The sequence below is a fragment of the Aromatoleum bremense genome (genome assembly GCF_017894365.1).
GTDB lineage: Bacteria > Pseudomonadota > Gammaproteobacteria > Burkholderiales > Rhodocyclaceae > Aromatoleum > Aromatoleum bremense.
This window is the reverse complement of record NZ_CP059467.1, coordinates 4,249,884-4,264,257: the sequence shown is the minus strand read 5'-3', so window position 1 is coordinate 4,264,257 and position 14,374 is coordinate 4,249,884. Positions and strand designations below refer to the sequence as shown.

Below are 14,374 nucleotides of genomic sequence, written 5' to 3'. Positions count from 1 at the left end.
TTTTCAGTGCCTCCATGCCCCATCGTGTTCTCAAAGTCGCACAGCACGGAATGCTCGATGCCTACGAGGCGCAGCTCAAGGTCCGTGGCTACAGATCCGACCCCGAGCAGCGGGCCGCCGTGCAGCGCCTGCAGCAGCTCTATACCGACCTGATCGGGTTCAAGGCCGCGCGCCGCGGGACGCTGCGCAAGCTCCTCGCCCGGCCGCGGCTGCCACGTAGCGTCTATTTCTGGGGCGGCGTCGGGCGCGGCAAGAGCTTCCTGATGGACTGCTTTTTCGACGCGGTGCCGTACCAGCGCAAGCGCCGCGTGCATTTCCACGCGTTCATGCAGGAAGTGCAGAATGACCTGAAGAACTTCAACGACACGCCCGATCCGCTGCAGCGCGTCGCCGATCGTATCGCGCGCCAGACGCGCCTGCTGTGCTTCGACGAGTTCCACGTCTCCGACATCGCCGACGCGATGATCCTCGGGCGTCTCCTCGACGCGCTGTTCGCGCGCGGCGTGATCTTCGTCATGACCTCGAACTATCCGCCCGACGGCCTCTACCCGAACGGGCTGCAGCGCATCAATTTCCTGCCGGCGATCGAGATGATCAAGCGCCGCTTCGACGTGATCGAGGTGGACCATGGCACCGATTACCGGTTGCGCACGTTGGAGAAAATCGAAATTTACCTCGTTCCCGACGACGACGCGGCCGAGCGCAAGATGCGCGAGGATTTCCGCCGCCTGGCCGCGAGCGACGGCGAAACCGGCGCGATCGACCTACTCGGCCGCCAGCTGCCGGTGGTGCGTCGCGCCCCCAGCGTCATCTGGTTCGATTTCACGACGCTGTGCGGGGGGCCGCGGTCGCAGAACGACTATCTCGAAATCGCCCGCGAGCACCACACACTGCTGCTCTCCGGCGTGCCGCGCATGAGCGCCGGGAATGCGTCCGAAGCGCGGCGTTTCACGTGGCTCGTCGACGTCCTCTACGATCATCGCGTCAAGCTCGTGATGAGCGCCGAAGTCGAGGCGCACGAGCTGTACACGACCGGTCACAACGCGCACGAATTCGTCCGCACGGTCAGTCGGCTGATGGAAATGCGCAGCCGCGATTACCTCGCTGAGGCCCACCGCGTGGAGTGACTGTGCATGACGCACCCGCCTCGCACCAGCTTGAGCGCGCATAATCCCCGGGCGGCTGCTAACATGAGCTGATCATCCGACCCGCTGCGAGTGACATGGACCAGCAAGCCATTACCGCCGCCTACCGTCGCTATGCCCCGGTCTATGACATCCTGTTCGGTCCGGTTTTCGAGCCCGGGCGGCGGCGGCTGGTGCAGGCGCTGAACTGCCGGCCGGGCGAGGAGGTCCTCGAAGTCGGCGTCGGCACCGGTCTGTCGTTGCGTCATTACCCCCGCTACGCGCGGGTCACGGGCATCGACCTTTCCCCCCACATGCTCGCACGCGCGAGCATCCAGGTGCAGCGCCACGATCTGCGCAATGTCGCGCTGATGGCGATGGATGTGCAGCGGCTGTCGTTTCCGGATGCGAGCTTCGACAAGGTGAGCGTACTGTACGTCGCATCGGTGGTCCCCGATCCGGCCGTGATGATGCAGGAACTCGAGCGGGTCTGCCGGCCCGGCGGCGAAGTCGTCGTCGTCAATCATTTCACCCGCAGCAACGGTTTCGCGTCGCGCATCGAGCGCAGCCTCGCGCCGCTCGCGCGTTCGCTCGGGTTCCGGCCGCTGTTTCCGCTCGATGCGTTCATCGGTCTGACGCATCTCGAGCTGACCGAAACCACTCCGGTGAACGCCTTCGGATACTGGACGCTGTTGCGTTTTCGTAATCGCGCCTGAGCCGGGGACGGCGGCAAGGATCGTCGACGCGGGCCGGCGTCGTTCGTACGCCGGTCGCGTAGCGCCAATCGGCCGTCATCAACCGATCGGCGGCCCGCTGGCGTGTGCGTTGCTGAAGCGGCCCGGGGCGAAAGCCGTCCTGCGCCATCCACAGGTGATAGCATTGCCGACTGCTCCGGTTTTGCGCCATGCCAGATATCGATTCCGCCTTTTCTCCCGATGGATTGCTTGCCATGGCAGTGCCGTCGTTCCGGCCGCGTCCGCAACAGCTCGAGATGGCGCGGCGCATCGCCGAAGCCCTGGAGGAAAACCGCGTTCTCGTCGCCGAAGCCGGCACCGGCACCGGCAAGACGTTCGCGTATCTGGTGCCGGCGCTCCTGTCCGGCGGCAAGGTGATCCTGTCGACCGGCACCAAGACGCTGCAGGACCAGCTCTTCAATCGCGACCTGCCGACGGTGCGCGCCGCGCTGAAAGTGCCGGTCACCGTGGCGCTGCTGAAGGGCCGCGCGAATTACGTCTGTCCGTACCACCTCGAACGCAATTCGCATGATGGCCGCTTCCTCACCGCGCAGGATGCGGTCGATTTGCGCGCGATCGCGCGCTTCGCGAAAACGACGCACAGCGGTGACAAGGCTGAATGCACGGAAGTGCGCGAAGACTCTGCCGCGTGGCTGGCAGCCACTTCGACGCGCGACAACTGTCTCGGCCAGGAATGCCCGAACGTCAAGGAATGCTTCGTACTTTCGGCGCGGCGTGCCGCCATGGACGCCGATGTCGTCGTCGTCAATCACCACCTGTTCTTCGCCGACGTGATGTTGCGCGACGAAGGCATGGGCGAGCTGTTGCCCGCGTGCAACGCGGTAATTTTCGACGAAGCGCACCAGCTGCCGGAAACGGCGAGCCTGTTCTTCGGCGAGAACGTGTCGACGGCACAGCTGCTCGAACTCGCGCGCGACACGCGCTCCGAAACCCTCGCCGGTGCGCGCGACTGCCGCGAACTGATCGACGCGAGCCGCGCGCTGGAGAAGGCGGCGCGCGACCTGCGGCTTGCGTTCGGTCCGGAGCCGGCGCGACTCTCGGCCGCGCAGGCCGCCACGCTGCCGCAATTCGACGATGCGCTGAAGGCGCTCGACGACGAACTGGGCCGCTTCGCCGCGATCCTCGGTACGCAGGCCGAGCGTTCGGAAGGGCTCGCGAACTGCCTGCGCCGCACCGACGAAATCCAGCAACGGCTCGGGCGCTGGCGCGCGCCCGATTCGGCCGAGCTGATCCGCTGGGTCGAAGTGTTCACACAGTCGGCCGCGCTGAACGCAACGCCGCTGCACGTGTCGCAGGTGTTCCGCCGCCAGCTCGAGAGCCATCCGCGAGCGTGGATCTTCACCTCGGCAACGCTCGCCGTGGGCAGCGACTTCGGCCACTACTGCGACGAACTGGGGCTGTCGTGGCTCGAGCCGCCACCGCTGACCGAAGTGTGGGGCAGCCCGTTCGACTACGCCGAGCAGGCCCTGCTGTATGCCCCGGCCGGTCTGCCCGACCCGAACCATCCGGACTATGTCGAAGCCGTCGCGAGGACCGTGCTGCCGCTGATACGCGCGGCGCGCGGGCGGACGTTCGTGCTGTGCACTTCGCTGCGCGCGATGCGGCGCATCCACGGCCTGCTTGCCGACGGCCTCGAGCGCGCCGGCGACAAGCTGCCGATGCTACTGCAGGGTGAAGGCTCACGGACGGAACTGCTCGAACGTTTCCGCCGCCTCGGCAATGCGGTGCTCGTCGCAAGCCAGAGTTTCTGGGAAGGTGTCGACGTGCCGGGCGATGCGCTGTCGCTGGTCGTCATCGACAAGCTGCCGTTCGCGCCGCCGGACGATCCGGTACTCGCGGCACGCGTCGAGCACCTGCAGAAGAGCGGCCGCAACCCGTTCATGCATTACCAGTTGCCGCGCGCGGTGATCAACATGAAGCAGGGCGCCGGCCGTCTGATCCGCAGCGAACGCGACCGCGGCGTGCTATGCATCTGCGACCCGCGGATGATCGACAAGCCCTATGGCAAGGTCATCTGGCGCAGCCTGCCGCCGATGCGCCGCACCCGCCTCGAGGCCGAGGCGGTCGCGTTTCTCGAACAACTGCCGCCACCCCCGGGCATGTGAGTCGCAGGGTGGGGGACACGATGGAGACACCAATGAGTACAGCTGTCGACGCCGGGCTGGATCCGCTGCTGCGCGCGTTGTCCGACGGCGATTGCCTGGACGTCGCCGAGCGCCTCAATCGCGGCTGCCAGTGCGTCTCGCTAGATCATGAACGCCTGCGCAGCGAACTCGAACGGGACGCGCGCGACGGTGCGCTCCTGTCGATGATCGTCTCGACCCGTCCGCACCTGTTTGCCGATTCGGTCGCCTTCGTCGCTGCGCATCATCAGGCGCGCATGGCGCAGATCATCGCCGCAGTCGAGCGCGTGGTCGCACTGCCCGGCTGGGAGGCGCTCGCGCTCGCCTATGCGCCCGCGGCGGCGCGGCAGCAAACCGCGGCGGCGGGCGTGTTTCTCGGCTACGACTTTCACCTCGGCCCCGAAGGGCCGCAGCTCATCGAAATCAACACCAACGCCGGCGGCGCCCTGCTCAATGTTGCGCTCGCGCGCGCCCAGCGGGCGTGCTGCGCCGCGGTCGCGCCGCTTGAAGCGGCAGTGGCCGCGGGCGGGCCGTGCGACCCGGAAGCCGCGTTCATCGACATGTTCCGCAGCGAATGGCGCGCGATGCGCGGCGACCGCGTGTTGCAGACGGTTGTGATCGTCGATCGCGAACCGCAATCCCAGTACCTGCTGCCCGAATTCGTGCTGTTCCAGCGCCTGTTCGAACGCCACGGGCTGGCCGCGTTCATCTGCGATCCGGCCGAGCTCGAATTCGCCGACGGGCGCCTGTGGCTCGGTGAAACCGTTGTCGATCTCGTCTACAACCGCCTTACCGACTTCGCATTGACCGAGCCGGAAAGCGCGGCGCTTGCCCAGGCATGGGCCGCCCAGGCGACGGTGATTACCCCACACCCGCGCGCGCATGCGCTGTACGCCGACAAGCGCAATCTGGCGCTGCTCAGCGACGACGCGACGCTCCGGGCGATCGGCGCGGATGCCGACACCCGTTCGGTGCTCGCCGCTGGCATCCCGGCCACCCGCCAGGTCCGGCCGGAGGATGCCGAGGCGCTGTGGCGCGGACGCCGGGATCTGTTCTTCAAACCCGCATCGGGTTTCGGCAGTCGCGCGACATATCGCGGCGACAAGCTGACGCGCAGGGTGTTCGACGAGATCCTCGCCGGCGACTACATCGCGCAGCGCCTCGTGCCGCCGGGCGCGCGGCGGCTGTCGGTCGGCGGTGTCGCGACAGATCTGAAGATGGACCTGCGAAATTACGTGTACCGCGGTCGCGTGCAACTCCTCGTGGCGCGGCTGTATCGCGGCCAGACGACCAATTTCCGCACCCCCGGCGGCGGGTTCGCCGCGGTGGTGGCGCTTCCCTGCGCACAATCCTGAGCATGTTGTATTCTCCTCAACATTTAAATCGAGCGAACCACTGATGATCGTATTCGGCATCGCCGGCTGGTCCGGTTGCGGCAAGACCACGCTGATCGAAAAACTTATCCCGCAGTTCACCGCACGCGGGATCTCGGTTTCCGTCATCAAACACGCACACCACGGCTTCGACCTCGACCGCCCCGGCAAGGACTCGTTTCGCCATCGCGAGGCGGGAGCCAGTCAGGTACTGATGTTGTCGAACGATCGCTGGGTGCTGATGCACGAGCTTCGCGGCGCGCCCGAGCCGACGCTCGAAGAGCAGCTGCGTCTGTTGTCGCCGTGCGACGTCGTCCTGATCGAGGGTTACAAGGCCGCCGCCGTGCCGAAGATCGAAGTGCATCGTCCGGCGCACGGCAAGCCGCCGCTCTGGGCCGACAATCCCCACGTGGTCGCGGTCGCGACCAACGCCGGGATCGATTGTCCGCTGCCGACGCTCGCGCTCGACGACGGCGCCGCGATTGCCGAATTCATTCTCGCTTATTCACGTTTACCCACGTAAATCATGAACGCCAACATGCTCTCCTTTGACGAAGCGCTCGCGACGCTGATCCGCAAGGCCCAGCCGATCCGCGAAATCGACATGGCCGACACCTTCGTCGCGCAGGGCAGGGTTCTCGCCGCCGATCTGCATTCTCCGGTTTCGGTGCCCGCGCTCGACACCTCGACGATGGACGGCTACGCGCTGCGCGCAGCCGACGTCGCGGCCCCCGGGGCGTCCCTCCCGGTGTCGCAGCGGATTCCCGCGGGCAGTGTCGGCCATCCGCTTCGAGCGGGCACGGCCGCGCGCATCTTCACCGGAGCACCGCTACCCCCCGGCGCCGACGTCGTCGTGATGCAGGAGATGTGCGAGCACCAGGGCGAGACAGTGGTGATCAACCATCAACCCCGCGCCGGCGAGGCGGTAAGACTGGCGGGCAGCGAGATCGCCCGGGGTGATACGGTCCTGGCGGCAGGCACGCGGCTGCGCCCGCAAGAACTCGGTCTCGCCGCCTCGGTTGGCATCGCGCAGCTGCCGGTCGTGCGACGGATGCGCGTCGCGCTGTTTTCCACCGGCGACGAACTGGTCATGCCGGGCGAACCGCTACCACCGGGCGGCGTATATAACTCCAACCGCTTCCAGCTGCGCGCGCTGCTGCTGCAGCTCGGTTGCGAAGTCACCGATTTCGGCATCGTGCCGGACCGTCTCGAGGCAACGCGCGCGGTGTTGCGCGACGCCGCGCAGGGGCACGAGCTGATCCTCACGAGCGGTGGCGTCTCGGTCGGCGAAGAAGATCATGTGAAGCCCGCAGTCGAAGCCGAAGGCTCGCTCGACCTGTGGAAGATCGCGATGAAACCCGGCAAGCCCCTCGCGTACGGGCGCGTCGGAGCGGCCGCGTTCATCGGCCTGCCGGGCAACCCCGTGTCGAGCTTCGTGACATTCCTGATGATGGTGCGGCCCTTCATCCTCGCGACGCAGGGGGCGAGCGCGCTGAAACCGCGGGCCATCGCGCTGCGGGCGGATTTCGACTGGCCGCGGCCGGATCGCCGCCGCGAGTTCCTGCGCGCGCGCTTCAACGACACGGGAGGCGTCGAGCTGTATGCTCACCAGGGCGCTGCGGCGCTGTCGTCGATCGTGTGGGCCGACGGGCTCGTCGATGTGCCGGCCGACACGCCGATCGCGCGCGGCGAGACGGTCCGCTTTCTGCCTTATGGCGAGTTGTTATACTGAAACCATGAACGTCAAAATCCTTTATTTCGCGTCGCTCAGGGACGCCGTCGGGCGTGCCGAAGAATCATTCGTGCTGCCCTCCGGGGTCGCCACGATCGGCGATCTGCGTGCTTTCCTTGCCGACCGGGGCGACAAGTGGGACGCGCTCGCAGAAGGGCGCAACGTGCGCGCCGCCCGCAATCAGCGCATGGCGGGTCCGACCGATCCGGTCGGGCCCGGCGATGAGATCGCATTCTTTCCGCCGGTCACCGGAGGCTGAAACATGTCGGTAAGCGTCCAGCAAGCAGATTTCGATGTCGGTGCCGAGATTGCCGCGCTGTCGCAGGGGCGCTACGAGGTCGGGGCCGTGGCGAGCTTTGTCGGGCTGGTACGGGACGTCAGCGGCGGTGCCGAAGTCGCGGCGATGACCCTCGAGCATTATCCGGGAATGACCGAGCGCTCGCTCGAAGACATCGTCGGTGAAGCCCGCCGGCGCTGGCAACTCGACGGCGTCCGCGTGATCCATCGCTACGGCAGGCTCGAGCCGGGAGACCGCATCGTCTTCGTCGGCGTCGCCGGAGCCCACCGCGGCGAGGCGTTCGCCGCATGCGAATTTGTCATGGACTATCTGAAGACCCGCGCGCCATTCTGGAAGCTCGAGGAAACACCGGGCGGTGCGCATTGGGTCGATGCGCGGGACAGCGACGACAGCGCAGCGGCGCGTTGGGATACGGAGTCGGAGTCGCGCCCGGGGGACTGACCCGCCTGCGCATTCGCGGCGGGAAAGGAGGCCGCGGGTGGAATCTGGAGACAGCGGGAAAACGACGGAGAAACGGCGCCCATGGGCGCCGTTGTCGCAAAAACGGGCCGGCCTTACTTCTTGGTCTTGGTGGCAGCCGGCTGCGTGAACATCTGGAACGCTTCGGACGAAGCCCGCGTCATCTGCTCGAAGGCCGAGCGAGTCGTGTCCATTGCGGTCTGGAGCGCGGTCATCGCATTCTGGTCGGTGATCGGCATGCCGGTGAACATCTTCTGCATCGCCTCGAACATGTCCTTGCCGCCGGTGGACAGTTGTTCGCCAACGAGCTTTCCGACTTCGGCCTGGGTGCGGTTCGTCAGTTCCGCCATTTCACGTGCGCAGGACAGCATCTTTTCCGTCGTGCTCTGCGCGTACTGCGTGCGCAGTTCGATCGCCTGTTTCGGATCCTTGACGCTGGAAAGCGCCTTCGCGTTCTCCACCCCTTCTTCGAACAGACTCTTCGCAACCGCAACCTGCAGTTCCATGATGCGCTGCGAGTTTTCGATCGACATCTGCGCCAGACGCACCGCCGCTTCGAGATTTTTCTTCTGAAGCTCGTTGATCTGGTCCTGTTTGATTGCCATATTCTTCCTCCACGCGCAAAGTTTTGACACTGGAACTACCAAGCGCTGTCGGCGCCGTACATGCGGCGCCGCTTCCTCGCCCCGGCATCCGGACATATTACAGGAGGATGGAGTCGGCGTAATACCGCACTGCCTGTATCCGTTGCACCGCAGCAACAGTTGCCCGCACGCTTCCCCCTGGCGTTGGCCGGACGTGGTCATCGGCTTTCGCAGACCGTTGACTTTGTTGTCCGTGCCCCCATCTTCGATGGCAATCCATTCAGAACAAGGAACGCCCACCATGCGCTTCGACAAGCTCACGACGAAGTTCCAGCAGGCCCTCTCCGATGCGCAGAGCATCGCAGTCGGCAACGACCAGCAGTTCATCGAGCCCCAGCACCTGTTGCTGGCGATGCTCAGCCAGGAGGATGCCGGCATCGTCTCGCTGCTGCAGCGTGCCGGCGTCAACGTGCCGCCGCTCAAGGCTGCGCTCGACAAGGCGCTCACGCGGCTGCCAAAGGTCGAGGGACACGGCGGCGAGGTGCAGATCGGGCGCGACCTTTCGAATCTCCTGAATCTCGCCGATCGCGAAGCGCAGAAGCGCGGCGACCAGTTCATCGCCAGCGAAATGTTCCTGCTGGCGCTCGCCGAGGACAAGGGCGAGACCGGGCGCCTGCTGAAGGAGCACGGCCTGTCGCGCAAGCCGCTCGAAGCGGCGATTGCCGCGGTGCGGGGCGGTGCCGGCGTCGGCAGCCAGGATGCCGAAGGACAGCGCGAGGCGCTCAACAAGTACTGTCTCGACCTCACCGATCGCGCACGTGCGGGCAAGCTCGACCCGGTCATCGGGCGTGACGACGAGATCCGGCGTGCGATCCAGATCCTGCAGCGGCGCACGAAGAACAATCCGGTGCTGATCGGCGAGCCGGGGGTCGGCAAGACCGCGATCGTCGAGGGCCTGGCGCAGCGTATCGTCAATGACGAGGTTCCCGAAACGCTCAAGGGCAAGCGCGTGCTGTCGCTCGACATGGCGGCGCTGCTCGCGGGGGCGAAATACCGCGGCGAATTCGAGGAGCGGCTCAAGGCCGTGCTGAAGGAGATCGCGCAGGAAGAAGGGCGGATCATCGTCTTCATCGACGAGCTCCACACCATGGTCGGCGCCGGCAAGGCCGAAGGCGCGATCGACGCCGGCAACATGCTGAAGCCGGCGCTGGCGCGCGGCGAGCTGCACTGCATCGGCGCGACGACGCTCGACGAGTATCGCAAGTACATCGAAAAGGATGCCGCGCTCGAACGGCGCTTCCAGAAGGTGCTCGTCGACGAGCCGAGCGTCGAGTCGACAATCGCGATCCTGCGCGGCCTGCAGGAAAAATACGAGCTGCACCACGGCGTCGACATCACCGACCCGGCGATCGTCGCCGCGGCGGAGCTGTCGCATCGCTACATCACTGACCGGTTCTTGCCCGACAAGGCGATCGACCTGATCGACGAGGCCGCGGCGCGAATCAAGATGGAGATCGACTCGAAGCCGGAAGTCATGGACAAGCTCGAGCGTCGCCTGATCCAGCTCAAGATCGAGCAGGAAGCGGTGAAGCGGGAAACCGACGAGGCGTCGCAGAAGCGCCTCGTGCTGATCCGCGACGAGATCGACAAGCTCGGCCGGGAGTACGCAAACCTCGAGGAGATCTGGCGCTCGGAGAAGGCGAGCGTGCAGGGCAGCCAGCACATCAAGGAGGAGATCGAGGCGCTGCGCACGCAGATGGCCGAGATGCAGCGGAAGGGCCAGTATGACAAGCTCGCCGAGCTGCAATACGGCAAATTGCCGCAGCTCGAGGCGCAGCTGAAGGTGGCCGAATCTGCGGGCGGCGGCGAGCGCAAGTTCAAGCTGTTGCGCACCGAGGTCGGCACCGAGGAGATCGCCGAAGTCGTGTCGCGCGCGACCGGAATTCCGGTCAGCAAGATGATGCAGGGCGAGCGCGAGAAGCTGCTGAAGATGGAAGAGCGGCTGCACCAGCGCGTCGTCGGCCAGGACGAGGCGGTGCGCCTCGTCGCAGACGCGATCCGCCGCTCGCGCGCCGGCCTTTCGGACGAGAACCGCCCGTACGGCTCGTTCCTGTTCTTGGGCCCCACCGGCGTCGGCAAGACCGAACTATGCAAGACGCTCGCCGAGTTCCTGTTCGATTCGGAAGAGCACCTGATCCGCATCGACATGAGCGAATTCATGGAAAAGCACTCGGTCGCCCGCCTGATCGGCGCGCCGCCGGGCTATGTCGGTTACGAGGAGGGCGGCTACCTGACCGAGCAGGTGCGCCGCAAGCCCTACAGCGTGATCCTGTTCGACGAGGTGGAGAAGGCGCACCCGGACGTTTTCAACGTACTGCTGCAGGTGCTCGACGACGGGCGCATGACCGACGGGCAGGGACGCACTGTCGACTTCAAGAACACTGTCATCGTCATGACGTCGAACCTCGGCAGCCAGATGATCCAGCAGATGGCGGGCGACGATTACCAGGTCATCAAGCTGGCCGTGATGGCCGAGGTCAAGACCTACTTCCGCCCGGAGTTCGTCAACCGCATCGACGAGGTGGTGGTGTTCCACGCGCTCGACGAGAAGCACATCGCGCGCATCGCGCGCATCCAGCTGCAGTACCTCGACAAGCGGCTGGCGCGGCTGGACATGTCGATGGAGGTGTCGGAGGCGGCGCTCGCGGAGCTCGCGTCGGCCGGCTTCGATCCGGTGTTCGGGGCGCGCCCGCTCAAGCGCGCGATCCAGGAGCGCATCGAAAATCCGCTTGCGAAAGCGATCCTGGAGGGGCTGTTCGGCGCAAAGGACAAGGTGCTTGTCGACGTCGAAGGCGGCCGGATAGTCTTCGCGAAGGGCAGCTGACGAAAACCGGCACCCTCGTACCGCCCGGCGGCGAGCTTCCTCGTCGCCGGCGCCGTCCCGGGAAGCACGGATTTCCGGCGCTTCGTTATCGTTGCCCGCGACGCCGGTCGCCGCGGTGGCCTGCCGCCCGCAGCGATGCGATAATGCCGCCTTTGCGTTTTCGGCGCAGGCCGAACGCCCTTCCCCTGGTTTCCACGGAAAAACACGATGTTTGATGCCGTCCGCAATAACAAGCGCATCGCCCAGATCATCCTGGCGCTGCTGATCGTCCCGTTCGCTTTCTTCGGGCTCGATTCATACTTCACCGACGGGCCCGGCGGGAACGAGGTGGCGACGGTGGGCGGGTCGAAAATATCGATGAATGAATTCGACCAGGCGTTGCGTGATCAGCAGGACCGGCTGCGTCAGTCGATGGGCGGGCAGGTCGATAGGGCGATGCTCGAATCGGAAGCAATGCGCCGCTCGGTGGTGGAGAACCTCGTCAACCAACGCCTGCTGGCAATGCACGCCGCGGACAGCGGCATCATCGTGACGCAGCAGCAACTGCAGCAGGTCATCGCGACGGTGCCGGCGTTCCAGGAGGACGGACGTTTTTCGCTCGAGCGTTACGAGGCCGCGGTGCGGGCGCAGGGGATGACGCCGGCGATGTTCGAGGCGCGCCTCGGGCAGGATCTGCGCATCCAGCAGGTTGCGCTGGCGGTCGGTCAATCCGCTTTCACGGCCCAGGCGTCCGTGCAACGTTTCCTCGAGGCACAGCTCGAAGAACGCAAGGTCAGCGAATTGAAATTCTCACCTGACGCACTCCTTGCCCAGGTCGAGCTCCCGGACGATGCGGCGAAGAAATACTACGATGCGAACCCGGAGCGCTTCGAGCGCCCGGCCCGGTTGCGCGCGGAATTTCTGGTGTTCGACGAAAACGCGCTGCTGAAGCAGGTTTCGGTGTCCGACGACGAGATCCGCAAGTTCTACGAGGCAAATACTGCGCGCTTCGGCCAGCCGGAAGAGCGCAACGCACGCCATATCCTGGTCGCGGCGGCAGCCGATGCGCCGGCCGAAGAGGTCGCAAAAGCAGGTGAAAAGGCGGCGGCGCTGCTCGCCGAGGTGCGTGCGAATCCGGAGCGCTTCGCGGAACTAGCGAAGGCCGAGTCGCAGGATCCGGGGTCGGCGGCGCGCGGCGGCGAACTGGGGTTCTTCGGCCGCGGGGCGATGGTCAAGCCGTTCGAGGACGCGGTGTTCAGCCTCGGAAAAGGCCTGATCAGCGATGTGGTCCGGTCGGATTTCGGTTTTCACATCATCCAGGTCGTCGACGTCAAGCCCGCGAAGGCCCGTCCGTTCGAAGAAGTTCGCGACGAGATTGCCGAGGAGCTGAAGCGACAGGCGGCGAGCCGTCGCTTCGCCGAGCAGGCCGAGCAGTTCGCCAACCTCGTCTATGAGCAGGCGGACAGCCTCCAGCCGGCCGCCGAGGCGCTGGGCCTCGAGATTCGCCAGACGGACTGGATCTCCCGCGATGAAGGATCGATCGGCGGCTTCAAGAACGAAAAGCTCCTCAGCGCGCTGTTTTCGGACGAAGCGGTGAAGAACGGCCGCAACGTCGAGGCGGTGGAGGTGTCGCGCGGCACCCTCGTGTCAGCGCGGATGCGCGATTTCGAAGCGGCGCAGCGTCTGCCGTTCGAAGAGGTCAAGGCTCCGACCGAGAAACAGCTGCGTGCCGAAGAGGCGAGCAAACTCGCCGTCGTCCGCGGTGAAGCAGCGCTGGCGGCGCTCGCGAAGGGTGAACAGGCGAGCGGGGCGTGGAGCGAGGCGCGCGTCGTGCGCAGGGGAGGTCCGGAACTCGCTCCGGCGGCGATCGATGCGGTGTTCGGTGCCGCGGAGAGCAAGCTGCCGGCGTACGCGGGGGTGGCGATGCCGGAGGGCGGGTATTCGGTATTCCGCATCGAGAGTGTGACGCGGCCCGAACTGGCAAAGGACGATCCTCGCCTGCAGGCCGTGTCGCAGCAGTACCAGCGGCTGATCGCGGAGCGCGATTTCAACGCTTTCCTCGCGTCGCTGCGGGAGCGGTACGAGGTCGAAATCAACGAAGCGGCGCTGCGGACGGCACAGCAGCCGTAACGGCAGGAGGGCCCCTTCGGGGCCGAAAAAAAACCCGGCGCGATCTGGCCGGGCTTTTTTCGCTGCGCGAAGCCGCGATCAGTTCTGTTCGGAGTTGCCCAGCGCGGTCGTGTTGAAGCCGCCGTCCACGTACATGATCTCGCCGGTCATGCCGCTGGCGAGGTCAGAACACAGGAAAGCGGCAGCGTTGCCGACTTCCTCGATCGTCACGTTGCGGCGCAGCGGGGCGTTGTGCTCGTTGAACGACAACAGCTTGCTGAAGTTGCCGATGCCCGACGCGGCGAGCGTCTTGATCGGGCCTGCGGAGATGGCGTTGACCCGCGTTCCTTCAGGGCCGAGGCAGACCGCGAGGTAGCGCACCGAGGCTTCGAGGCTCGCTTTCGCCAGGCCCATGATGTTGTAATTGGGCATGGTGCGCACCGCACCGAGGTAGGACATCGTCAGCAGCGCGCCCTTGCGGCCTTTCATCATCGGGCGGGCCGCTTTCGCGAGCAGCGGGAAGCTGCACGTGCTGACTTCCTGCGAAATGCGGAACGCCTCGCGCGAAAATCCGTCGAGGAAATCGCCTTCGAGCGCATCGCTCGGTGCGAACGCGATCGAGTGCACGAGGCCGTCCAGGCCGTCCCATTTTTGCCCGAGCTGTTCAAACAGGTCTGCGACTTCGGCATCGTCCTGCACATCGCATGCAAAAATCAGGTCGGAACCGAATTCGGTGGCCATTTTCGCCACACGCTCCTGGAAGCGTTCGTTCTGGTACGTGAAAGCGAGTTCGGCGCCTTCACGGTGCATCGCTTTTGCAATGCCGTAGGAAATCGAGCGATTGCTGAGCAGTCCGGTGATCAGAATCCGTTTTCCGGCGAGAAAGCCCATTTTTGATAATGCTCCGTCTTGTTGAGGCGCCGATTATAGCTGGGTCCGCCGTTCGACGTGCGT

Annotated in this window: 12 protein-coding genes; 10 read left to right on the top strand and 2 right to left on the bottom strand. The window is 65.6% G+C overall.

The window, feature by feature from the left end; genetic code table 11:
- Positions 1 to 14 precede the first annotated feature (14 nt).
- The 8 genes from zapE (at position 15) to moaE (ending at position 7,846) form a co-directional block, all read left to right on the top strand.
- Entirely contained in the window at positions 15 to 1,127 is a 1,113-nt protein-coding gene (gene zapE / locus pbN1_RS20110; RefSeq protein WP_169202062.1) for a cell division protein ZapE, read from the top strand.
- A 95-nt stretch (positions 1,128 to 1,222) separates the two neighbouring features.
- Entirely contained in the window at positions 1,223 to 1,840 is a 618-nt protein-coding gene (locus pbN1_RS20105; RefSeq protein ID WP_169202063.1) for a class I SAM-dependent methyltransferase, read from the top strand.
- A gap of 188 nt (positions 1,841 to 2,028) precedes the next feature.
- Positions 2,029 to 3,984, top strand: coding sequence for a DNA repair helicase YoaA (yoaA, locus tag pbN1_RS20100; protein WP_169202064.1), 1,956 nt, complete (start codon positions 2,029 to 2,031; stop codon positions 3,982 to 3,984).
- Between the two features lie 32 nt (positions 3,985 to 4,016).
- Entirely contained in the window at positions 4,017 to 5,357 is a 1,341-nt protein-coding gene (locus pbN1_RS20095) for a hypothetical protein (protein WP_244857050.1), read from the top strand.
- Between the two features lie 43 nt (positions 5,358 to 5,400).
- Positions 5,401 to 5,898 carry a molybdopterin-guanine dinucleotide biosynthesis protein B gene (mobB, locus tag pbN1_RS20090; protein WP_169202066.1) on the top strand — a complete coding sequence of 166 codons (498 nt, stop codon included), beginning with the start codon at positions 5,401 to 5,403 and terminating at the stop codon, positions 5,896 to 5,898.
- A gap of 3 nt (positions 5,899 to 5,901) precedes the next feature.
- Complete coding sequence (locus pbN1_RS20085) at positions 5,902 to 7,107, top strand: molybdopterin molybdotransferase MoeA (protein ID WP_169202067.1); 1,206 nt, start codon at positions 5,902 to 5,904, stop codon at positions 7,105 to 7,107.
- A 4-nt stretch (positions 7,108 to 7,111) separates the two neighbouring features.
- Entirely contained in the window at positions 7,112 to 7,366 is a 255-nt protein-coding gene (gene moaD, locus pbN1_RS20080) for a molybdopterin converting factor subunit 1 (protein WP_168953506.1), read from the top strand.
- A gap of 3 nt (positions 7,367 to 7,369) precedes the next feature.
- On the top strand, positions 7,370 to 7,846 hold the full coding sequence (moaE, locus tag pbN1_RS20075) for a molybdopterin synthase catalytic subunit MoaE (protein WP_169202068.1): 477 nt from the start codon (positions 7,370 to 7,372) through the stop codon (positions 7,844 to 7,846).
- A 113-nt stretch (positions 7,847 to 7,959) separates the two neighbouring features.
- Here moaE and pbN1_RS20070 read toward each other — a convergent pair whose 3' ends face one another.
- The gene (locus pbN1_RS20070) at positions 7,960 to 8,469 is read right to left on the bottom strand and encodes a phasin family protein (protein ID WP_169202069.1); all 510 of its coding nucleotides are present in this window, start codon (positions 8,467 to 8,469) and stop codon (positions 7,960 to 7,962) included.
- A 280-nt stretch (positions 8,470 to 8,749) separates the two neighbouring features.
- On the opposite strand from pbN1_RS20070, the gene clpB reads away from it, so the two are divergent.
- Positions 8,750 to 11,332 carry an ATP-dependent chaperone ClpB gene (gene clpB / locus pbN1_RS20065; RefSeq protein ID WP_169202070.1) on the top strand — a complete coding sequence of 861 codons (2,583 nt, stop codon included), beginning with the start codon at positions 8,750 to 8,752 and terminating at the stop codon, positions 11,330 to 11,332.
- A 207-nt stretch (positions 11,333 to 11,539) separates the two neighbouring features.
- Positions 11,540 to 13,441, top strand: a complete 1,902-nt coding sequence (locus pbN1_RS20060; protein WP_169202071.1) for a SurA N-terminal domain-containing protein — start codon at positions 11,540 to 11,542, stop codon at positions 13,439 to 13,441.
- A gap of 78 nt (positions 13,442 to 13,519) precedes the next feature.
- Here the strand turns inward: pbN1_RS20060 and fabI are convergent, their stop codons facing one another.
- Positions 13,520 to 14,311, bottom strand: coding sequence for an enoyl-ACP reductase FabI (fabI, locus tag pbN1_RS20055; protein WP_169202072.1), 792 nt, complete (start codon positions 14,309 to 14,311; stop codon positions 13,520 to 13,522).
- Positions 14,312 to 14,374 lie beyond the last annotated feature (63 nt).

What these genes read in the sequence shown, in the direction of transcription:
- zapE (WP_169202062.1), top strand. Translation starts at nt 15, where the DNA reads ATGCCCCATCGTGTTCTCAAAGTCGCACAGCACGGAATGCTCGATGCC.
- pbN1_RS20105 (WP_169202063.1), top strand. Translation starts at nt 1,223, where the DNA reads ATGGACCAGCAAGCCATTACCGCCGCCTACCGTCGCTATGCCCCGGTC.
- yoaA (WP_169202064.1), top strand. Translation starts at nt 2,029, where the DNA reads ATGCCAGATATCGATTCCGCCTTTTCTCCCGATGGATTGCTTGCCATG.
- pbN1_RS20095 (WP_244857050.1), top strand. Translation starts at nt 4,017, where the DNA reads ATGAGTACAGCTGTCGACGCCGGGCTGGATCCGCTGCTGCGCGCGTTG.
- mobB (WP_169202066.1), top strand. Translation starts at nt 5,401, where the DNA reads ATGATCGTATTCGGCATCGCCGGCTGGTCCGGTTGCGGCAAGACCACG.
- pbN1_RS20085 (WP_169202067.1), top strand. Translation starts at nt 5,902, where the DNA reads ATGAACGCCAACATGCTCTCCTTTGACGAAGCGCTCGCGACGCTGATC.
- moaD (WP_168953506.1), top strand. Translation starts at nt 7,112, where the DNA reads ATGAACGTCAAAATCCTTTATTTCGCGTCGCTCAGGGACGCCGTCGGG.
- moaE (WP_169202068.1), top strand. Translation starts at nt 7,370, where the DNA reads ATGTCGGTAAGCGTCCAGCAAGCAGATTTCGATGTCGGTGCCGAGATT.
- pbN1_RS20070 (WP_169202069.1), bottom strand. Translation starts at nt 8,469, where the DNA reads ATGGCAATCAAACAGGACCAGATCAACGAGCTTCAGAAGAAAAATCTC.
- clpB (WP_169202070.1), top strand. Translation starts at nt 8,750, where the DNA reads ATGCGCTTCGACAAGCTCACGACGAAGTTCCAGCAGGCCCTCTCCGAT.
- pbN1_RS20060 (WP_169202071.1), top strand. Translation starts at nt 11,540, where the DNA reads ATGTTTGATGCCGTCCGCAATAACAAGCGCATCGCCCAGATCATCCTG.
- fabI (WP_169202072.1), bottom strand. Translation starts at nt 14,311, where the DNA reads ATGGGCTTTCTCGCCGGAAAACGGATTCTGATCACCGGACTGCTCAGC.